General features: G+C 63.3%; 17 protein-coding genes. 10 read left to right on the top strand and 7 right to left on the bottom strand.

Annotated features, from left to right (window positions below):
* Positions 1-93: 93 nt before the first annotated feature.
* The gene (locus tag B5V03_RS17185) at positions 94-1,356 is read left to right on the top strand and encodes an MFS transporter (protein ID WP_129271585.1); all 1,263 of its coding nucleotides are present in this window, start codon (positions 94-96) and stop codon (positions 1,354-1,356) included.
* Here the strand turns inward: B5V03_RS17185 and B5V03_RS17190 are convergent.
* Positions 1,353-2,027, bottom strand: coding sequence for a Crp/Fnr family transcriptional regulator (locus tag B5V03_RS17190; protein ID WP_129271587.1), 675 nt, complete (start codon positions 2,025-2,027; stop codon positions 1,353-1,355). The two genes, B5V03_RS17185 and B5V03_RS17190, sit on opposite strands and share 4 nt — an antisense overlap.
* Positions 2,028-2,409: 382 nt before the next feature.
* On the opposite strand from B5V03_RS17190, the gene B5V03_RS17195 reads away from it, so the two are divergent.
* Positions 2,410-3,696, top strand: coding sequence for a YcaO-like family protein (locus B5V03_RS17195; protein WP_129271589.1), 1,287 nt, complete (start codon positions 2,410-2,412; stop codon positions 3,694-3,696).
* Between the two features lie 23 nt (positions 3,697-3,719).
* On the opposite strand, the gene B5V03_RS17200 is transcribed toward B5V03_RS17195, so the two are convergent.
* Both B5V03_RS17200 and B5V03_RS17205 read right to left on the bottom strand, forming a co-directional pair.
* Positions 3,720-5,297, bottom strand: a complete 1,578-nt coding sequence (locus B5V03_RS17200) for a peroxidase family protein (RefSeq protein WP_129271591.1) — start codon at positions 5,295-5,297, stop codon at positions 3,720-3,722.
* Between the two features lie 59 nt (positions 5,298-5,356).
* On the bottom strand, positions 5,357-5,728 hold the full coding sequence (locus B5V03_RS17205; RefSeq protein ID WP_129271593.1) for a hypothetical protein: 372 nt from the start codon (positions 5,726-5,728) through the stop codon (positions 5,357-5,359).
* 156 nt (positions 5,729-5,884) lie between these two features.
* On the opposite strand from B5V03_RS17205, the gene B5V03_RS17210 reads away from it, so the two are divergent.
* The 7 genes from B5V03_RS17210 (at position 5,885) to B5V03_RS17240 (ending at position 14,675) form a co-directional block, all read left to right on the top strand.
* Entirely contained in the window at positions 5,885-7,105 is a 1,221-nt protein-coding gene (locus B5V03_RS17210; RefSeq protein WP_245502248.1) for an MFS transporter, read from the top strand.
* A 313-nt stretch (positions 7,106-7,418) separates the two neighbouring features.
* A complete protein-coding gene (locus tag B5V03_RS17215) occupies positions 7,419-8,240 on the top strand; it encodes an ABC transporter ATP-binding protein (RefSeq protein ID WP_129271597.1) in 822 nt (273 codons plus the stop codon).
* Positions 8,237-10,168, top strand: coding sequence for a long-chain fatty acid--CoA ligase (locus B5V03_RS17220; RefSeq protein ID WP_129271598.1), 1,932 nt, complete (start codon positions 8,237-8,239; stop codon positions 10,166-10,168). Before B5V03_RS17215 ends, B5V03_RS17220 begins: the two co-directional genes overlap by 4 nt.
* A 220-nt stretch (positions 10,169-10,388) precedes the next feature.
* The gene (locus B5V03_RS17225) at positions 10,389-11,282 is read left to right on the top strand and encodes a branched-chain amino acid ABC transporter permease (protein WP_014493866.1); all 894 of its coding nucleotides are present in this window, start codon (positions 10,389-10,391) and stop codon (positions 11,280-11,282) included.
* 3 nt (positions 11,283-11,285) lie between these two features.
* Positions 11,286-12,359, top strand: coding sequence for a branched-chain amino acid ABC transporter permease (locus B5V03_RS17230; RefSeq protein ID WP_129271599.1), 1,074 nt, complete (start codon positions 11,286-11,288; stop codon positions 12,357-12,359).
* Between the two features lie 46 nt (positions 12,360-12,405).
* Positions 12,406-13,689: an ABC transporter substrate-binding protein gene (locus tag B5V03_RS17235; RefSeq protein WP_129271600.1), complete on the top strand. Its 1,284-nt coding sequence runs from the start codon at positions 12,406-12,408 to the stop codon at positions 13,687-13,689.
* 146 nt (positions 13,690-13,835) lie between these two features.
* A complete protein-coding gene (locus tag B5V03_RS17240) occupies positions 13,836-14,675 on the top strand; it encodes an ABC transporter ATP-binding protein (protein ID WP_129271601.1) in 840 nt (279 codons plus the stop codon).
* On the opposite strand, the gene B5V03_RS17245 is transcribed toward B5V03_RS17240, so the two are convergent.
* A complete protein-coding gene (locus B5V03_RS17245; protein ID WP_164988079.1) occupies positions 14,672-15,814 on the bottom strand; it encodes an AGE family epimerase/isomerase in 1,143 nt (380 codons plus the stop codon). The genes B5V03_RS17240 and B5V03_RS17245 overlap by 4 nt on opposite strands.
* 86 nt (positions 15,815-15,900) lie before the next feature.
* Between B5V03_RS17245 and B5V03_RS17250 the strand changes: the two genes are divergently transcribed.
* Positions 15,901-17,124 (top strand): phenylacetate--CoA ligase family protein, encoded by a 1,224-nt coding sequence (locus B5V03_RS17250; RefSeq protein ID WP_164988080.1) that lies wholly within the window; start codon positions 15,901-15,903, stop codon positions 17,122-17,124.
* Between the two features lie 16 nt (positions 17,125-17,140).
* On the opposite strand, the gene B5V03_RS17255 is transcribed toward B5V03_RS17250, so the two are convergent.
* The 3 genes from B5V03_RS17255 to B5V03_RS17265 form a co-directional block, all read right to left on the bottom strand.
* Positions 17,141-18,955 carry a hypothetical protein gene (locus tag B5V03_RS17255; protein WP_129271603.1) on the bottom strand — a complete coding sequence of 605 codons (1,815 nt, stop codon included), beginning with the start codon at positions 18,953-18,955 and terminating at the stop codon, positions 17,141-17,143.
* A 59-nt stretch (positions 18,956-19,014) separates the two neighbouring features.
* The gene (fcl, locus tag B5V03_RS17260) at positions 19,015-19,965 is read right to left on the bottom strand and encodes a GDP-L-fucose synthase (protein WP_129271604.1); all 951 of its coding nucleotides are present in this window, start codon (positions 19,963-19,965) and stop codon (positions 19,015-19,017) included.
* Positions 19,946-20,157, bottom strand: a 212-nt coding sequence (locus B5V03_RS17265) for a GDP-mannose 4,6-dehydratase (RefSeq protein WP_206736158.1), incomplete at its 5' end; no start/stop codon positions are given. The genes B5V03_RS17265 and fcl, both read right to left, overlap by 20 nt.

Consider the following 20,157-nt stretch of genomic DNA (forward strand, 5'->3'; position numbering starts at 1 on the left):
CGCCAATTGACAGGGGCATCGCCGGGGCTACCCTGCCGAACAGAAAAACGAATAATAAGGGCAGGGAATCGCCGTGAAACCCCTCATCGCATCTTGAGCACACCCGCACGACCTTCCGCACTCGCGCCATTCCGTATCCGCAACTATCGCTTCCAGTGGCCGTCGGATCTGCTCACCTCCTGGGCGTTCGAGATCGAGACGCTGGTGCTCGGCTGGTACATCCTGGTCGAAACGGGCTCGGTGCTGCTGCTGACCGTGCTCGCCTCGCTCCAGTTCGTCGGGACACTCGTCGCGCCGGTGTTCGGCATGATCGGCGACCGCATGGGACATCGCGATCTCCTGGTCGTGCTGCGCCTCACCTACACGGTGCTCGCCTCGACCATCATGGTGCTGGCGCTAACCGGCCGCCTGGCGCCGCTCAACGTCATGATCATCGTTGCGATCATGGGCCTGATCCGCTCCTCCGATCTCGGCATTCGCAGCGCACTGCTCGCCGACATCATGCCAGCCGAGCGGCTGGTGGGCGCAATCGGCCTGTCACGCACGACCCAGGATAGCGCGCGCATCGCCGGAGCGCTGACGGGGGCCGGACTGTTTGCCGTGCTCGGCATTGGGCTCGTCTATGCGGCAGTTGCGAGCCTCTATTTCGTGGCCGCGATTCTCATGTCCTGCCTGACCCGGCCGAAACGGACCGTCACCACGAGCGATCTTCCGGCCAACAGCCACGCGGTCTCGCGATTGCTCGGCGACCTCAAGGAAGGGATCGTTTACGCCTGGAGCGGACCGGGAATGGGCGCAGCACTGTGCGTCGCCTTCCTGGCCAATCTCACCGCATTTCCGTTCACCGGTGGATTGCTGCCCTACATCGCCCGCGAGATCTTTCACACCGACCAGACCGGCCTCGGTTATCTCTCGGCGAGCTTCGCCGTCGGCTCGCTGATCGGCTCGATCACGCTCAGCCTCGTTGGCGGACTGCGCATTGCGCGCCTCCTGATCGGCGCGACGCTGGCCTGGTACACCATGCTGCTGGTGTTCGTCGAAATCAGGACCATGCCGGTGGCGATGGCCTGCCTCGTTCTCGCCGGCATCGCCCAGAGCATGTCGATGATATCAGCGGCCGTAATCTTGATGCGGACGGCCAGTGCGCACCTGCGCGGCCGCGTGATGGGCGTGCGCATGATGGTGATCTATGGCTTGCCGATCGGATTGCTCGCGGCCGGCAGCCTGATCGACATCATCGGCTACTCCGCGACGGGCTCGCTCTACGCCGCCGCGGGCTTCATTGCGATGCTGGCGATCGCAATCCGCTGGCGCGCCGACCTCTGGCCATTGCACGCCCCCGCCAACGCGCGCTAATCGCCATACCCGCGCAGCCGCTCGACATCGAGAATGGTGACACCGCCATATTCGAGCCGCAGCAGGCCCTCCTTCTCCAGCCGGTTCAGCGCGCGATTGGCGTTCTGGCGGGACATGCCGGAGAGCGCGCCGATCTCCTCCTGGGTGATCTCCAGATGCGCGGTCGATTCCGGATAGAGGATCGGATTGAACAACGAGGCGATGCTGCGGGCGAGGCGTGCGGTGGCATCCAGCGTGCGGTTGACCTCGAGCATGCCGATGAACTGGCCGAGCCGCTCGTTGAGCTGGCGCACCAGGAATCGGTTGAAGCCGACGCTGTTCTCGAACAGCCACATGAAGGCGCTGCGTTCCATCAGCGCGACGCGGCTGCTGCGGAGCGCGACCACGTCGTAGCGGCGCGGCTCGTTCTTGAGCACGCTGCCCTCGCCGAACCAGGCCCCGGCCGTCAGCCCGGCCAGGCTGGTCTCCTTGCCGTCGCGCGAGACCCCGCCCATCCGGGCCAGGCCAAAGACCATCCCGGCCCAGTAATCGAACGTGTCGCCGCGCATGAACACGCTCTCGCCGGTGCCGTAGGACCGCTCCGTGATTCCGGCGCGGGCGACCTCGATCTCAGCTTGCGTGAGCTCGCGCGACCAGGCGGCGACGCGCTTCAGTTGATCCTCTGAAATCATGATCCCGAAGCCAGCCGCACCGTTTCGTCACTCCGCTGTTTCCGCCGCATTGCAGCATGGCCATCCCGCCGCAATCCGACGGAAGATGGAGGCCGCCGCCGCCCAGAAATGTTGTCGCAGAATGTCGGGGCCCGACGGTATGGCAAAATAGCGTTTTCCCCCATTGAGAGCCACCTCGGGCGATGCGGCTTTTAACCCCAAGCAAGAGAAAAATGCGCAGGTTGATCGCTTCCAAAGGTTGCAACGCCTCTCCGTCGCAGCTCCATCAGGCTCGCGCCAGAAGCCCAGGGACCTGCCGTCGCATCACAATAGGGCGGGCCAGGAGAAACCGATCGATCGTCGCGTCAATGAGGTGCTAGCATAGGAGCACGTCAAGAGACCATTGATCCAGCCCTCGCCGGTCATCGCCTGCAATCGGTCCATATCCATGGCGGCATATCCAACCCTGTCCCGGATCGACATCAGTTCGCCTCCCGGCGCTGAGTTGTTGGCGCGCGCAAGCAGGATTGCCTCTCCTGAGGTCATCGACATTGTCAATCGCCTGACCAGACTCTTCGCGGTCCACTCCCCTTTCGCGCCTGGCTTTTGCTGCATTGGCGGAGAGGTGGCACTCGGCGGCGACAACACGGGCTACGCGTCGCTGATGAGCGTGACAGGCAACGGCGAGAACTTCGAGACGGCACTCGTGTCGTGTCTGGCTGAGGCGGCCGATTTTCTTTCCCAGGTCGAGAGGCCCGGCGACGTCGAAGTGGCCGGTCCACGGGCTTCGATCGAGGCATCGGTCGCGGACGGCTGGATCGCCGAGATATTCACCAATATCGACCATCCAGTCGATTGGATTCGCGCAAAGTCCGCCGCGGCGGGCACCAATGTTCTGCTCCCGGCGGACATTTGTCTTCGCAGGGCGCTTGCAAGACAGCAGATCATTCCTCCCGCTCCCCTCTCGTCGGGCGCGGCAGCGGGACCCGACGTCGCATCTGCCGCCCTGCGCGCAGTGCTCGAACTGTGCGAACGCGATGCTGTCACCCTTTGGTGGCGGGGCGGACGACGCCCTCGCGGCTTTCCGCTCGAACACCCCGCAAACAGGGCAGCGACCGCGCTCATCGAACGCTTGCGAGGACCGATCCGCGAACGGAGAACCTGGCTGCTTGATATTACGGCAGACCTCGGCATCGCCACTGTCGCGGCGGTCTCCGTAGAGGCGTCAGGACGCGGCCTCGCATGCGGCTTCGCGGCGAGGCTGGATGAGGCTGACGCTGCTTGCGCCGCCGTGCTCGAGCTCTGTCAAATGGAGATGTCGGCCCCTGTCGCCGACATCAAGCGCAAAGAAATGGGCGAGAATGCATTGAACGACGCCGACCGGCGCCACCTGCGCCGGGCAGACTTTTCGACGATCGACTGTGACCTGCTGGCTCCGGCGGTCGGTATCGATCTAGATCCGTACGAGCCGCCCGGCAATCTTGACGATCTGATCGACCGGTTGATGCGGCAGGGTATACCGCTGTATTTGATGGACATGACACGTGCCGACGTAAAGGTCCCCACCGTCCGAGCGGTGTCTCCTGCGCTGCAGCCGTTTACCGACACTGTCTTGACCGACCGTCTCAGGCGGACTCGCGAGGAAAGCGGCAACGCGCATCTCGAAGTCGATGGCGTGTCGCTGATGTAGCGACGCGTTCGCGGCGCCTCACCTCAAACAAAGGGAATTGCGACCTTCTCCTGATCCATTCCCTGTCCGACGAAATGAATGAGATCCGCCATGGTGCAAATGTTCGGCATGCAGCGTTCGAACCGCGCAGCCCCATGTGCATGCCCAAGCGCGATCATGCAGGCAGCGTCGATCGCCGCATGTCGATCGGAGCACATTCCCCTCAGGGCTCCATAGAGGGTCTCGGCGAGGACAAGCGATGCCAATACGCCGAGACGCTCGCCCTCCATCTCGTAGGCCGCCTCGAACAACACGTAAAGAAACAAGGGAGGGTCCCTGGCCAGATCGTCGATGTCGCTCCCGGAGAGGCCGTTCGACATCGCGTAACTGGCAAGCCATTCCCGGAGGCGGCGAATTCGAAGCTCATCATCGCGCAAGAGCGGAGAGAGGCCTGCGAGCTCCGGCTTGCGCACGCGGATTTCGTCCGCCAGAGCCGAAACAGACCAGAGGCCGACGAACGCACCGCTGAGCAGATCGCGGTAGCCGAGGCCGACACTTCCGGTTTGGTCGATCGGGCCGAAAATTTCCCCCGAGAACAAGCCGCCCGAAAATTCCGGACCTATTCGTCGACTTAGGTTAGGCCCGTGTTCGCCCCCCATGTCGAAAAAATACGACCATTGCGCCATCCAGGTTTCGTCCAACGGCATGCGCCACGGCCTCGCTGCGGAGGTCGACAGCATCATGTCGATCAGATCCTCGCCATAGCTGTTCAGATCGTTGAAGACGTAGGAATGTCGAACCATGGCATGCCCGAAACGAAGCACACTCACGAACTCGATCGGCAACGCCTCGCCCCCCGGCTGATCGACAAGCTCAAATGACGGCTGCTCGTAGACCGTCACCACAGCGGGATGCAAAATGCGCGGTAGCAGATCATGGCGGATGACGTCTCTGTAGATGTGCTCGCACAGCATCCTGCTGATGAAATAGATTCGATACCCCCTAATCACCACGTTCGGGAGCGACTCTCCGGCCAAAACGGCCTCGACGTCGGCGGCTATCCTGTTGTGCAAAAGAATGAACAGCGTCGTCAGCTGGGCCAGCGCCGCATGAATGTCGTTGCGCGCATCGGCCAGCTGCGCTGCAGATTCATCTGGTGCCACGGTCGCCCGGCCGACATCGCGAAAGAGATATAGACCTTTTTCGCTGTGCCGCGCGTATGGACCGCCTATGGCGAGCCTGCTCCTTGCGCCGTAATTCGCACCATGGGCGAGGTAGGCGTCAGGCTCTGAATCCGGCCCTAAGCCGTAAATCGTCTCCAGCCGCAGCAATGAAGATCGCCGACTGGTGTGGCCTGCAAAGGGGCAAAGCGCTCCCGTGGGGACCGACGTAAAGACGCAGTCGTGAGCCACCAGCTGCGCCAAGTAGGTATACCCGGACGGAATCCTGGGATTCTCCCATGACTTCCGACCTGATGTCCCGGCGCCTTTCCACGGGTACGGCATTGATAGCTGTTTTGCGACACCGCTCATCAGCTGTCGCATGCGATCATTGCCGCCCTTGATGCCCGCGCCAAAGCGCTCGGCCTCGGAAGGCGGCCGCAAAAAATTGCGGAACTGCATCTCTTCGACTCGCGCCTTGAAGCCTTGGCTCGATCCTGAGCCAAGGCTTCAGATGACGATCAACCGCAGCCGTTTATCGTGTAATCAGCAATACGTTCGGCTTGGAATTTCATCTTGTCCTCGACGTGAGGCTTCGACCGGAATGTCCTCTCGTAGAAGGCAGGCAGCGTGTAGTCGGCTTCTTCAAGCCGCTTTTCCGACGCTTCGAGGTACTGCTTGGCCGGGAGTCTGACGATCCAGGTGTCGTCGTCCGCCTGGATGAACTTCACTTTCGTGATGTTGTCCGGAATCGTGGCTCCGACCTCGGCGGCCGCGAGCTGCTCTCTCAACTCTTCAAGATCACCCGGGATCGGGTCATTCCCCTTTGCCCAGGCCTTCACCTTTTCGCCGAACGCGGTGTAATTGGCGAGCTTGATCTGGCGAAATTCCATGGCACACCTCCGCTATGTTCGTGTCTGCAATGTGGGTTTTTGTCGCCCAATTTCGGCGACACCTCACCTCATCACAACACTTCTAGTTGTCAAGCGCAAAGGTTGTTCAAACGATTTACCTCGTGTACAAGGGGAGCGACGGACGCGGGCGTGACCATGGCGCACGACTTAGAGAGCGACCCGAAGAACTCCGCCGGCGGCCGTGTGGGCGCCCTTCTGGTTCTGACCTCGGCGCTTCCCATATTTCAAGCCGTTCTGATCACGCCAATTTTGTCGATCGTCCGCGACGCGGACAGCCAGCACGCGTTCGCAACCTTCGCCTTGCGTTGCATCGTCGCGGCCCCCGCGGTCTCGGTCCTGTTCCTGCTGCCGTTCTTCGGCAGATTTGCTGATCGCTTTCAGCGCCGTCACATTCTCATTTTTGGCCTGACACTCTACGCGGTGAGCGGCGTATTCATCTATGCCTCGCCCGGACTGATATCTATGTTCGCAGGCCGCCTGCTGCTTGGCGTAGCTGTCGCCTGCGTGATGACGGCAACGGCATCGTTGACCGGCGACCTCTTCCGGGGAAACGAGCGCAACCGCATCCTGGGTTTGCAATACGCCGCCAGTGCAGCGGTCGGAATGCTGTTTCCGATCATCGGCGGCTTGATCGCGCTGGCGGACTGGCATCTCGTTTTCCTGTTCTATTTGATCGCGCTGCCACTTATTTTGCCTGCGACAAGGCTACCTGATCGGATCGTCGCCGCGCCAGGTGAGGAACGGAGCTTCCGCGCGCTTGCGCTTAAGCCGTTGCTTGGATCCTATGCGCTGTTGGCGATCGGGACGATGGTGCTCTGGCTGATCACGATACAACTCGCCTTTCATCTTTCAGGCCTTGGATACACCTCGCCGGTTACTGCGGGCATCGCGCTCGGCACGCCCTGCCTGTCGGGCATTCTCGTTGCAATACTCTATGGCAGAGTCAAACGACATTTGAGTTTTCGAACGATCGCTGCCGCAGCGTTCTTGTTGATGAGCGTCAGCTACGGCGCCATATCCGTGACCACGAGCCTTCCTCTGCTGATATTCGCCCTCTTGCTCGCCGGCGCCGGCTTCGGCCTCAATCAACCCAACTGCAGCGCGTGGCTTCTGAGCCAAGTGACGACAGAGTTTGCGGGGCGAGCAGCGGCGGGCCTCACATTTGCGGTGTGCGTCGGCCAAATCGCCGCACCACTCATCTATCAAGCTTTGATCACGAGCATCGGATCGGCCGCCTGCTTCGCCGTCGTTTCATTCGCTTGTTTGCTGGTCGCGCTGGCCGCATTTTTCAAATCGCGCCTCGCGCCCCATCCCGACGACAAGCTTGCCGCGCGTTCGGCCGCCGGAATTGGCTGACGCCTCCCCAGTCCTTCTGCTGCACCGCAGCATGACCGCTCTGCCTACCATCCGACGAAAGATGAAGGCGGCTACCGCCGAAAAAACTTTGTCGCAGAATTGTCAGGCCGGAGACATTTCAAAATAGCGCTTTCCCCTATTGAGGGCCACCTCGGGCGATGCGGCTTTTGATCCCAAACGGGAACGAGAGCGGTGCGGCTCCGGTCGAGACCATCTGCTGCATGGCCTCGCTGGCACGGCCGTACTAGGATCGCCCACGAGATACGGACGAAGAGCGCCGCTGAATGCGCCATCACCGGGAGGGATTTGTTTGGTGGCTACCAGTCTCGAAGTGCGCGGCGTGTCCTTGCGATTCGGCGGCGTTCGCGCGCTGACCGATGTCAGTTTCGCCATCAGGGAAGGCGAGCTGTTCTCGATCATCGGCCCCAACGGCGCCGGCAAGACCTCGATCGTGAATTGTATCTCCGGCCGCTACAAGCCGACTGAAGGCCAGCTGTTCTATGGCGATCGCGACATCACCGGCCTGACGCCGAACGCGCGCGCCTCGCTCGGCATCGGCCGCACTTTCCAGAACCTGGCCCTGTTCCACCACATGAGCGTGCTCGACAACATCATGGTCGGCCGCCATCATTTGCTGAAGAACAATTTCCTCACCGGTTCGCTCTACTGGCTCACCGGTGCGCGCAAGGAAGAGCTCGCGCACCGCCGCAAGGTCGAGGAGATCATCGACTTCCTGGACCTCCAGTCGGTGCGCAAGGCGACTGCCGGCACCCTCTCCTACGGCCTGCGCAAGCGCGTGGAGCTCGCCCGCGCCATGGCGCTGGAGCCCCGCCTCATTCTCCTCGACGAGCCGATGGCCGGCATGAATTTCGAGGAGAAGGAGGACATGGCCCGCTACATCGTCGACCTCAACGAGGAGTTCGGGATGACCGTGGTGATGATCGAGCACGACATGGGCGTGGTGATGGATATCTCCCACCGCGTCATGGTGCTCGATTTCGGCCGCAAGATCGCCGAGGGCGATCCGGCCGCGGTTCTCGCCGATCCCCACGTCAGGCGCGCCTATCTCGGCGAAGAGGACGAGGTACTGGTCGATCCAGACGATGCCCCGCCGGCGCAGGAGAGCGCGGCATGATGGATTATGCGGGCCGCGTCGCGCAGGCCGACACCTATCCAAAAATGCTCCGGCTCAACGCCAGGGAGCACGGCAACGAGATTGCGCTGCGCGAAAAGGATCTCGGGCTGTGGCGCATCTTCACCTGGAACGATTACCACACCCGCGTGCGCGACTTTGCGCTCGGCCTCATCGAGCTGGGCTTGGGACGCGAGGACGTCATCGGCATCATCGGCGACAACCGGCCGGACTGGATTGCAGCGGAAATCGCGACCCACGCAGTTGGTGGATTGAGCCTCGGGCTTTATCGCGATGTGCTCGACGAGGAAGCCTTGTATCTCCTCACCTATGGCGAGGCGCAGCTGGTTTTCGCTGAGGATGAGGAGCAGGTCGACAAGCTGCTCGCGCTGGCCGATCGCGTGCCGAAGCTCAGGCACATCGTCTATTCCGATCCGCGCGGCATGCGGAAATATGACGACCCGCGGTTGATGTCGGCCGAAAAGTTCGCCGAGCTCGGCCGCGCCCGCGCCACGCGTGAGCCGGAGCTTTACGATAGGCTCGTCGACGCAACCAAGGGCGAGGACGTCGCAATCCTCTGCACCACGTCAGGCACCACGTCGCATCCAAAACTCGCGATGCTTGCCGCCGGCCGCGTGCTCGGCCATTGCGCGACCTATCTCGCCTTCGATCCGAAGGGCCCCGATGACGAGTACGTGTCGGTGCTGCCGCTGCCGTGGATCATGGAGCAGGTCTATGTGCTCGGCAAAGGCCTCTTGTGCCGGATGAAGATCAACTTCGTCGAAGAGCCCGACACGATGATGAACGATCTGCGCGAGATCGCACCGACATTCGTGCTGTTCGCGCCGCGCGTCTGGGAATCGATCGCCGCCGACGTCCGCGCCAAGGTGATGGACGCCACGCCCTTCAAGCAACGCCTGTTCGACATCGGCATGAAGAGCGGCCTTGCCGCGCTCGCACAGGGCAAGCGCTCGGGCTTTGCCGACGCGATCCTGTTCCGGGCGCTGCGCGACAGGCTCGGGTTTACCCGCCTGCGCTCGGCCGCGACCGGCGGTGCGGCGCTCGGCCCCGATACCTTCAAGTTCTTCCAGGCCATGGGCGTGCCGCTGCGCACGCTCTACGGCCAGACCGAGCTGTTAGGGGCCTACACGCTGCATCCCGAGGGCAAGGTCGATCCCGACACCACCGGCGTGCCGATGGCCGACAGTGTCGAGATCCGCATCGACAATGCCGACGTCCATGGCGTCGGCGAGATCGTGGTACGGCATCCCCACATGTTCCTTGGCTATTACAAGAACCCGGAGGCGAGCGTCGCCGACATCCGGGATGGCTGGATGCTGTCGGGTGACGCCGGCTATTTCAACGCGAACCGCCAACTCGTCGTCATCGACCGCATCAAGGATCTCGCCGAGACCTCGCGCGGCGAGCGCTTCTCGCCGCAGTTCATCGAGAACAAGCTGAAGTTTTCGCCCTATATCGCGGAGGCCGTGGTGTTAGGGGCGGGCCGCGACGCACTCGCGGCGATGATCTGCATCCGCTACTCCATCATCTCGAAATGGGCGGAGAAGAACCGCCTCTCCTTCACCACCTACAGCGACCTCGCCTCGCGCCCCGAGGTCTATGCGCTGCTCCGGAAGGAGGTCGAAACCGTCAATGCCACGCTGCCGCCGGCCCAGCGCATCTCGCGCTTCCTCCTGCTCTACAAGGAGCTGGACGCCGACGACGGCGAGCTCACCCGCACCCGAAAGGTTCGCCGCAGCGTCATCAACGAGAAATACGCAGGCATCATCGACGCCATCTACCGTGGCGACGCCGACATCCCCGTCGACACCGTGATCCGCTTCCAGGACGGCACCACGCAGCGGGTGCGCACGACGCTGCGTGTGGTGGACCTCGGCGGGCATGGGCATATGGCGGAGGCGGCGGAGTGAGCACGCTTCCGGGCGACTACGCGATGCCAGTCGATGCGCCCTCTCCCCTTGTGGGAGAGGGCATCTCCGCCATCAACCAAGACCTCACTCGGGTGAGGGGTCCTCTCTCCGCACCGTCAATGCCGAGACAACCCCTCACCCGTCTTCGCTTCGCGAAGCCACCCTCTCCCACAAGGGGAGAGGGTAAGAGCACGCCGAATTTGTCAGCGAGCATCACTGCATGAACACCGCCTTCCTCATCCAGCTCCTGGTCAACGGCCTCGTGGTCGGCACGCTCTATGGCGTGGTCGCGATGTCGTTCGTGCTGATCTACAAGGCCACTCAAGTCGTCAATTTTGCGCAAGGTGAATTGCTGCTGGTCGGCGCCTGGGTGTGCTGGGCATTGCTCGCCAAATACCAGGTTCCGTTCTGGATCGGCATGCCGATGACGCTGGTGTTCATGTTCGTGTTCGGCATCGCGATCCAGGTCCTGATCCTGCGGCCGATGATCGGCGAGCCCATTATTTCTGTCATCATGGTCACGATCGGCCTCTCCACCGTGCTGCAGGCGACGCTGAAATGGATGTTTGGCGTCAACCCGCAGCCGTTTCCGCGCGTGTTCGAAAGCCAGTCGGTCAGCCTGCTCGGCCTCCAGATCCAGACCGTCTATGTCATGAGCCTCGTGGTCTCGGTCGCGATGATGATCGGCATGGCCTGGTTCTTCCGCGCCTCAAAGTATGGCCTGGCAATGCGCGCCACAGCGTTCAACCAGCAGGTCGCGCAGTCGCTCGGCATTTCCGTGAAAAGCGTGTTCGCGATGGCCTGGGCCATCTCTGCGACCGTCTCGGCCGTCGCTGGCGTCGTCGTCGCGGTCGTGAACGGCGTATCGTCAGGCCTTGCCGCCTACGGCATCAAAGTGTTTCCGGCGGCGATCCTCGGCGGGCTCGATTCCGTCGGCGGCGCCGTGCTCGGCGGCATCATCATCGGCCTGCTCGAGAACATCGCGCAATATGTCGACAGCGAATATCTGCACTGGGGCAATCTCTACGAGATCGCGCCGTTCTACGTCCTCATCATCGTGCTGATGATCAAGCCTTATGGCTTGTTCGGCACCCACGACATCGAGCGGATCTGACCCATGGCCGGCCCTGCCCTCATTCCTGCTGGTGATTTCCGCACCTCTTACGCCGCGGACACCACGATCTTCCCGACCACCACCAGCCGCAATTTTGCAATCGCGGGCGTGCTGCTGCTTTGCTTCGCCCCGCAATTCTTCAGCGGTTACTGGCTCAGCATCCTGATCCAGATCGGCATCTTCTCGATCGCCGCGCTCGGCCTGAATATCCTGGTCGGCTTCACCGGCCAGATCTCGATCGGTCATGCCGCCTTCTTCCTGTTCGGCGCTTTCACCTCGGCCTACATCTCCAACAAAACGCAAATCCCGGTGTTCTTCGCGATTCCGCTCGCGGGCGTGGTCACTGCGCTGGTCGGGCTGATCTTCGGCATCCCGGCGGCGCGGCTGAAGGGGCTCTATCTCGTCATCGCGACACTCGCCGCGCAGTACATCCTGCTCGACTTCTTCTCCCGCGCCGAGTGGTTCACCGGCGGCTCGGTGCCGGCGAGCGCAAAACCGTTCTCGATCTTCGGCTACGCGCTGCGCGGCGACAGGCAATATTTCTATGTCGTGCTGGCCTATGTGGTCGCGAGCTACATCCTCGTCACCAATCTGATGCGCACGCGCGACGGCCGCGCGCTGGTGGCGATCCGCGACCACTATCTCTCGGCGGAGATCATGGGCATCAACCTCACCAAATACCGCACGCTGTCGTTTGGGCTCGCCGCCTTCTTCGCCGGCATCGCCGGCGCGCTCTACGCGCATTACCAGCTCGTGGTGTCGCAGGAAGGCTTTGGCATCGAGCGCTCGATCCTGTTCCTCGCCATGATCATCATCGGCGGAACCGGATCGATCATGGGCACGCTGATGGGCACCGCCTTCGTGGTGCTGCTGCCGGAGACGATGGAGCTCGTCAGCCATTATTTGAAGGGCGGCGCGATCGACAAGGCGCTGTCGCTCAACACCAACATCACCTTCCTGCGCGAGATCGCGATCGGGGTGATCATCATCGCGTTCCTGATGTTCGAGCCTGATGGCCTCGCGCATCGCTGGCGGCAGATCAAGGCGTACTGGAAACTCTACCCGTTCTCTCACTGAGCGCGGGCAACTCTCTAACCAACAAATAAACAGGAGGAGGCAACCGATGAAGAAAAAATCCCTTTTGAGCACCGCATCGCTCGTGCTGGCGATCGCCGTTATGTCGGCGAGCGCGCAGGCGCAGATCGCAATCGGCCATCTCGCCGACTATTCCGGCGGTACCTCCGACGTGGGCACGCCCTACGGCCAGGCCGTCGCCGACACCTTCGCCTGGGTCAACAAGAACGGCGGCGTCGGCGGCAAGCAGCTCAGCGTCGACACCAACGATTACGGCTACCAGGTGCCGAAGGCGATCGCGTTGTACAAGAAGTGGTCGGCGCCGGACTCCAAGGTCGCGGCGATCATGGGCTGGGGCACCGCGGACACCGAGGCGCTGACCGGATTCCTCGCGCAAGACAAGATTCCGGACCTCTCCGGCTCCTACGCCGCGGCGCTGACCGATCCCGAAGGCGTCAGCGGCAAGGCCAAGCCCGCGCCCTACAATTTCTTCTACGGCCCGAGCTATTCGGACTCGCTCCGTGCGATGCTGATGTGGGCAGCCGAAGACTGGAAGGCCAAGGGCAAGTCCGGCAAGCCGAAATTCGTTCACATGGGCGCCAACCACCCCTATCCGAACGCGCCGAAGGCCGCTGGCGAAGCCATGGCGACGGAACTCGGCTTCGAGGTGCTGCCGCCGCTGGTGTTCGCGCTGGCGCCTGGTGACTACAGCGCGCAGTGCCTGAGCCTGAAATCGTCGGGCGCCAACTACGCCTATCTCGGCAACACCGCAGCCTCAAACATCTCGGTGATGAAGGCCTGCAAGACCGCCGGCGTCGACATCCAGTTCATGGGCAATGTCTGGGGCATGGACGAGAACGCCGCCAAGACCGCAGGCGATGCCGCCGACGGCGTGATCTTCCCGCTGCGCACCGCGGTGAGCTGGGGCGGCGACGCACCCGGCATGAAGACGGTGATGGAGATCTCCAAGATGTCCGATCCCACCGGCAAGGTCTACCGCCCCGTGCACTACATCGCGGCCGTCTGCTCGGCGCTCTACATGAAGGAGGCGCTCGACTGGGCCGCCAAGAATGGCGGCGCCACCGGCGACAACGTCGTGAAGGGCTTTTACCAGAAGAAGGATTGGGTGCCGGCCGGAATGGAAGGCGTCTGCAATGCCTCGACCTGGACCGACAAGGACCACCGCGGCACGCTGAAGGTCGACCTCTATCGCACCAAGATCGCGGGCGCGACCGACGGCGATCTCAACGACCTCATGGCCAAGGGCACGATCAAGCTCGAGAAGGTCAAGACCATCGAGCTGCCGCGCAAGGCGGAACTGCTGGGGTGGTGAGCCACACCATCCCTCCACTCGCACAACTGTCATCCCCCGCGAAAGCTGGGGATCCAGTACGCCGCGGCCCCTTGGGGAACGTCGGGCGTCTCTGGAATACTGGGTCACCCGCCTCCGCGGGTGACGACAGCGGAGAATGAAGACGCATGTCTCAAACTACTGAAGCAACCCGAACTGCTCCAACCGTTGTCGCACCGCCGCCCCTCCTCGCCGTGCGCAACATCGAGGTCGTCTATGACGACGTCATCCTGGTGCTGCGCGGCCTCAGCCTCGACGTGCCCAAGGGTGCGATCGTGGCGCTGCTGGGTGCCAACGGCGCCGGCAAGTCGACGACGCTGAAGGCGATCTCGGGGCTGCTCAAGACCGAGGACGGCGAGGTCACCCGCGGCGAGATCCTGTTCGAAGGCGAGCGTATCAACGGCATCGATCCCGACAAGATCGTCCGCCGCGGCATCTTCCAGGTGATGGAGGGCCGGCGCATCGTCGCGGACATGACCTCGCTTGAAAACCTCAAGCTCGGCGCCTTCACCCGCAGGGACCGCGGGGTCGACGCCGATCTCGACATGGTGTTCAACTATTTCCCGCGCCTGAAGGAGCGCACGGGGTTGGCCGGCTATCTTTCCGGCGGCGAGCAGCAGATGCTCGCGATCGGCCGCGCGCTGATGGCGCGCCCGAAGATGATCCTGATGGACGAGCCGTCGATGGGCCTGTCGCCGCTCCTGGTGAAAGAGGTTTTCTCGATCATCCAGAAGATCAACCGCGATCTTGGCGTCACCATCCTGCTGGTCGAGCAGAACGCGCGCGCCGCGCTGTCGGTGGCGAGCCATGGCTACATCATGGAGCAGGGCAAGGTCGTACTCGACGGCACCGCCGACGAACTCCGCGACAACGAGGACGTCAAGGAATTCTACCTCGGCGGCGCCGGCGACCAGCGCAAGAGTTTCAAGAACCTCAAAAGCTTCAAGCGGCGCAAGCGCTGGCTTTAACCCTCCAGGACTTGCTCCGCTTCCGTGACTGCACAGAGAACATGATAGAACGACGACGCAGGAATGGTGTCGACCAGCGATTTGCCGTCGCGATCGAACTGGTCGTACCAGCCGCCCTTCACGGGATGGCTGAGGTAATGCCGTTCGAGCCGCACCAGCGCCGCGCGCGCCTCATCCGCCGCGCCCGCCTCGCCGGATTCGGCCTGTGCAATCCACGCCTTCGCCATCTCGGTCTGCGGCCACAGCCGGCGCGTGCTGCGACGGATGTTGCCGCTCGCATCGCCCTCGTCGACCAGGCAGCCGGTGGCCTCGTCGCGATAGCGCAGTGCAGTCGCCAGCAGTTCGGCGCGCCGCTGCCCAGTGGGACATCCCGTGATGCGTTCAAATCCCTTCAGCAGCCAGACCCATTCTGCCTGATGACCGGGCTCGACGCTAACCGGTTCGATCTTCGACCAGTCCTCCTCGAAATATTCACCGAGCGCGCACTTCTGCTTGTCGTAAAAATTGGAGAGGAACAGCGCGAAGATCTCGCCGGCGCGATTCTGGAACGACAGATCGTGGGTCGCGTCGAAACACGCGATCATCGCCTCGAACAGATGCATATGCGGGTTCTGCCGCCGCGGCAGCGAGGCCGGCAGGCTCTCGTGCACGCCACCGTGAGGCGAGCGCAGATGGCCGTCGACGAAGGCCAGCAGCGCGTCGATCTCGGTGCGGATTTGCGCGTCCCGGTCGAGCGCATAGACGGTCGCCAGCGCAAACAGGATGAAGGCGTGGTCATAGGCATCGCGCCGGCCGTCCAGCACCGTCCCCTCCGGCGTCAGCCGATGCACGTAGCCGGGCTTACCGTCGGGCGCCTTCGCCTTGGCCAGCAGATGCTCCAGCCCCTTCAGCGCGATAGCACGCCCCTCGGGATACCAGCCCATCTGAGCCGCCTTGGCGTAGCAGTAGATTTGCCGGGCCTGTACGAGCACGCGGCGCGGCGCGGCCGTATCCGCCGTGCCGTCGAGGTGCAGCCGCTCGGTGAAGCCGCCCGAGACGGAGTTCCAGCCGACCGTCGACCACAGCGGCAGCGCCTCCTCGATCATGCGGCGCTTCAGGCGCGCGACGACGTCCGCCGCAATCATTCCATCGTCCGCCATCGTGTCCTCTCTAAGCCTCGCCCATGGCCGTCTGATACCCATGCCGACGGCGGCGTGCAACGGATGCCAACCCGGAAAGATCAGCCATGACCGCCCATTACGACGCCCGCGAGACACGCGAGGCAGACGCGCGCGAGGCCGATCTGTTCTCCCGCCTGCCGGGCGTGCTGCGCAGTGCCATGGCCGCCCCGGCCTATGCCGAGCGGCTGAGAGGCACCGATCCCGCCTCGGTGACCTCCAGGGCGGCGCTGGCGAGCCTGCCGGTGCTGCGCAAATCGGAGCTTCCGGCCCTGCACAAGGCCTCAGCGCCCTTTGGCGGCTTCGTGGCAGCGGCTCCCGGCTCGTTCGCCCGCTTGTTCACCTCCCCGGGGCCGATCTTCGAGCCGGAGGGCCGGCAGGCCGATCCCTGGCGCGGCGCGCGGGCGCTGTTCGCGGCCGGGTTCCGCCCCGATGACATCGTGCTCAACACCTTCAGCTACCACCTCACCCCCGGCGGCTTCATCTTCGATGCCTCGGCACGGGCGCTCGGCTGTGCGGTGATCCCCGCCGGGCCCGGCAATGCCGAGCAGCAATTCGAGCTGATCGAAGCCTATCGTCCCGTCGGCTACAGCGGCACGCCGGACTTTCTGAAGATCCTGCTCGACGCCGCGGCAGCCGCAGGCCGCGACATCTCGTCGATCAAGCGCGCGCTGGTCTCGGGCGCCGCCTTTCCGCCCACGCTGCAGGCCGAGATCAAGGCGCGCGGCATCGATGCCTACCAGGCCTTCGGCACCGCCGATCTCGGCCTCATCGCCTTCGAGACCGAGGCGCGCGACGGCATGGTCGTGAACGAGGATCTGGTCATGGAGATCGTCAAGCCCGGCACCGGCGATCCCGTGGCGCCCGGCGACGTCGGCGAGATCGTGGTGACCTCGCTCGATCCGCATCATCCCTGGATCCGGCTCGCACTCGGCGACCTCACGGCAGCGCTGCCGGGCCCGAGCAAATGCGGCCGTACCAACATGCGCATCAAAGGCTGGATGGGCCGCGCCGACCAGACCACCAAGGTCAAGGGCATGTTCGTCCGCCCCGAGCAGGTCGCCGAGATCGCCAAGCGCCACGCCGCGCTCGGAAGACTGCGCCTCGTCGTCACCCGCCAGGGCGAGACCGACGCGATGACGCTGAAAGTGGAGACGAATGCATCAAGCGACGCCCTGCGCGAGGAGATCGCCGGCACTCTGCGCGCGGTGACGAAGCTCGGCGGCAGCGTCGAATTGGTCGGTCCCGGCGCGTTGCCGAACGACGGCAAGGTGATCTCGGACGAGCGGTAGTGTGGCCGGAAGGTCGTCACCCTCCCCGGCGCCTGGCATCCTCGCAAGCCAGGCGAGCCGTCTCCCGATCCCTGACGGGCCGCAGAAGCGTTTGCTTCACATGTCTCGGCTCGAACCCCCTCACCAATTCGACTGAGCCGGCGCTCGTCAGGTCGGCCGACATGTCGATGCCGAAGCGTTGCAGCATCTGCGGAGGCGAGACCGGGCTCGATAACGGCTCGTCCAGCAAGATCCAGGACGCGGCGAGAATCGCGCACGGTGTTCGTCGAAGAGCTTCGACCCCATAGTCCATCGCGCCGGGATATCCGCCCGCCATCCAGACAGAGATCGGGGGCCGGGCGTTCAGGAAGAACGCCGTGGCGGGATTTGTCCCGGTAAGATCGATGAGGGAATCGCCGCCGCGAAATCCACCATCTGCAGCGATCTTGCGGATCTGCACGACATAGGCCGCAGTTTCCTCACTCAGAAGAAGATGCGAGCCGATCTCCGACAGTTCAACATCAACGGTTTGAAGCCGCAGCGCCCGCGTCTGGCGATAGGGCGCTTCGATCGCGCCAGCCAGTATGTAGCACGGGATCAGCAGACCCAACGTCGCGGCCAGGGGCATCGCTTCCCATGCGCGATCTCGTGCGGCCGCGGCAGCGGCGAGGACCAGCCCGGCCAATAACCAAAACGCGGCCGCGCGCGCGGCCGCGCTCCAAAGGTTCGTGTTGGTGCCGGCGGCATAAGCGATTGGCAGGAACAGGAGGAGAAACACAGCCGCGCCAAGCTCGCGCGTCATCAGTGCCCGCCAGCCCGGCATGATGAACAAAGCCAGTGCAATACCGAGCGCAACGCCCAGGAACTGGTTTGGCTGGATCGCGTCCGAGGACGGATTCGGAAACCATATCCCGGCGACAGCCAGGACGATCGCAATCAGGATCGCTGCGTTGGCGATGACGGACCAGGGCCAGATGTACTGCCGCCAGAGCAGCACGAAGCCGACGGACAGAAACGAGCCCAACATGAAATAGGTGAAGACCGACGCCGCCTTGTCGTTCTTGTCGATGGAGTCCCAGCGAAAGATCTCGCCAACTCCATGTCCCGCCTGCAAGAGGTCGCTCAGTTCCTTCCCGCTGACCATGCGCTGAACGAACGCGGAAAGCGATCCATCGATCGCCAAAGCAAGCAAGATCAGGGTGAAGGACGACACGGAAATTGCGATTCCAAGACCGCGCAGTCTCAGCTTGCCTGCGATCGCAAGATAGAGCGGGATCAAACCGCCGAGTACCAGCGCGCTCGGCGGTTTCGCCATGAATGTTGCGGCTCCGCCCAGGCCCAGCAGAACCCAGCCGAGTACGCTTGGGAACGAGCGGTCCCGCCCCGCCAAAACCGCGCCGGCCGCCGTCACCATCAGCGACTGCAACGTCAGCGAATTATAGCTTGGCGAGGGCAGCCAGGCCGAGAACAGCACCAGGGTCGAGGCTGCGGCAGCAACCGCCGAGCACAGCCAGATGACCCGTGACGATCGATCGGCGCGCTGCTTTCCGACAGACCAGAACAACGCATAGCTCGTCAGGAGCCCGAGACCGAAGAGAAGTCCGATGTTCGCACACCTGAGAAGCGCGATATTCCCGCCGGTCAGCAGATAAAGCGGATGGTAGATGAACCCGAAGTGAGTAACCGAAGCGTCGAAGTCCCACGGTCGCGATATCCAGATCAGGTAGTAACCTTCATCGGTCAGCTCGAAGCCATGACCGGAAAGGACCATCAGCCAGCCGACCAGAACGATGGTGGAACATGACGAAAGAGCCAAGGCAAGCGATCTGGCCGCCTGCAGCGACCGGCTCATATCATTCTGCATACCGGCCGGCCTCGCCTGCGTGCAAGGACCCTGTTGCGACATTCCGTTCACGACCGTCCGGCTGATCCACAGTACGCCTCATACGCCCGTCGCAAGCCGTCCTCGAGCGCCGTCGTGGCGCGCCAGCCGAGCCTGTCGAGGCGGCTGACATCGAGCAGCTTGCGCGGCGTGCCGTCGGGGCGCGACGTGTCGAAGGAGATCTCGCCGCTGTAGCCGACGATTTCGGCGACGACGCGCGCGAATTCGGCGATGGTGATGTCCTCGCCGGTGCCGATGTTGATCAGGTCGGTGCCGGAATAGGTCTTCATCAGATGCACGCAGGCATCCGCCATGTCGTCGACATAGAGGAACTCGCGCCGCGGCGTGCCGGTGCCCCACACCACGACACCCTTCGCGCCCGACACCTTCGCCTCGTGGAAGCGACGGATCAGCGCGGCGACGACGTGGCTCAGTTCAGGATGATAATTGTCGCCGGGACCGTAGAGGTTGGTCGGCATCACGCTGATGAAGTCGCATCCGTACTGGCTGCGATAGGCCTCGACCATCTTGATGCCGGCGATCTTGGCGATCGCATAGGGTTCGTTGGTCGGCTCCAGCGGACCTGTTAGCACCGAGTCTTCGCGCAGCGGCTGCGGCGCCAGTTTTGGATAGATGCAGGAGGAGCCCAGAAACATCAGCTTCTCGGCGCCGTTCTGATGCGCGGCCTGGATCACGTTCGCCGCGATCGCGATGTTGTCGTAGATGAACTCGGCACGCAGCGTGTCGTTGGCGACGATGCCGCCGACTTTTGCGGCGGCAAGGAACACGACCTGCGGCCGCGCCTTCGCGAACCAGTCGAACACGGCGGCCTGGTTGCGCAGATCGACCTCGCGCCGGTCCACGGTGACGAACTTGACGTCTTCCCGTTCGAGCCGCCGCGCAATCGCAGCCCCGACCATGCCGCGATGGCCGGCGACGTAGACGCTTTTGCCCTTCAGCTCAAACGGAGCGCTTGCCATTGGCCGCATCCCGCTTTGCATCGGCCAGATCGCTCGCCATCATCTCCTCGACCAGCTGGGCAAAGCTCCGCTTCGGCTTCCAGCCCAGCACGTCGCGCGCCTTGCTGGCATCGCCAATGAGGAGATCGACCTCGGTCGGGCGGAAATAGGTCGGATCGATCTTCACGACCGTCTTGCCGCTCGTCTCGTCGA

Source organism: Bradyrhizobium betae (genome assembly GCF_004123905.1).
Taxonomy (GTDB): domain Bacteria; phylum Pseudomonadota; class Alphaproteobacteria; order Rhizobiales; family Xanthobacteraceae; genus Bradyrhizobium; species Bradyrhizobium betae_A.

Bases quoted from the DNA above. Each gene is read 5' to 3' on its own strand.
- B5V03_RS17205 (WP_129271593.1), bottom strand. From the start codon at position 5,728: ATGGAATTTCGCCAGATCAAGCTCGCCAATTACACCGCGTTCGGCGAA.
- B5V03_RS17240 (WP_129271601.1), top strand. From the start codon at position 13,836: ATGTCTCAAACTACTGAAGCAACCCGAACTGCTCCAACCGTTGTCGCA.
- B5V03_RS17220 (WP_129271598.1), top strand. From the start codon at position 8,237: ATGATGGATTATGCGGGCCGCGTCGCGCAGGCCGACACCTATCCAAAA.
- B5V03_RS17200 (WP_129271591.1), bottom strand. From the start codon at position 5,297: ATGCAGTTCCGCAATTTTTTGCGGCCGCCTTCCGAGGCCGAGCGCTTT.
- B5V03_RS17225 (WP_014493866.1), top strand. From the start codon at position 10,389: ATGAACACCGCCTTCCTCATCCAGCTCCTGGTCAACGGCCTCGTGGTC.
- fcl (WP_129271604.1), bottom strand. From the start codon at position 19,965: ATGGCAAGCGCTCCGTTTGAGCTGAAGGGCAAAAGCGTCTACGTCGCC.
- B5V03_RS17245 (WP_164988079.1), bottom strand. From the start codon at position 15,814: ATGGCGGACGATGGAATGATTGCGGCGGACGTCGTCGCGCGCCTGAAG.
- B5V03_RS17230 (WP_129271599.1), top strand. From the start codon at position 11,286: ATGGCCGGCCCTGCCCTCATTCCTGCTGGTGATTTCCGCACCTCTTAC.
- B5V03_RS17210 (WP_245502248.1), top strand. From the start codon at position 5,885: ATGGCGCACGACTTAGAGAGCGACCCGAAGAACTCCGCCGGCGGCCGT.
- B5V03_RS17255 (WP_129271603.1), bottom strand. From the start codon at position 18,955: ATGAGCCGGTCGCTGCAGGCGGCCAGATCGCTTGCCTTGGCTCTTTCG.
- B5V03_RS17235 (WP_129271600.1), top strand. From the start codon at position 12,406: ATGAAGAAAAAATCCCTTTTGAGCACCGCATCGCTCGTGCTGGCGATC.
- B5V03_RS17190 (WP_129271587.1), bottom strand. From the start codon at position 2,027: ATGATTTCAGAGGATCAACTGAAGCGCGTCGCCGCCTGGTCGCGCGAG.
- B5V03_RS17250 (WP_164988080.1), top strand. From the start codon at position 15,901: ATGACCGCCCATTACGACGCCCGCGAGACACGCGAGGCAGACGCGCGC.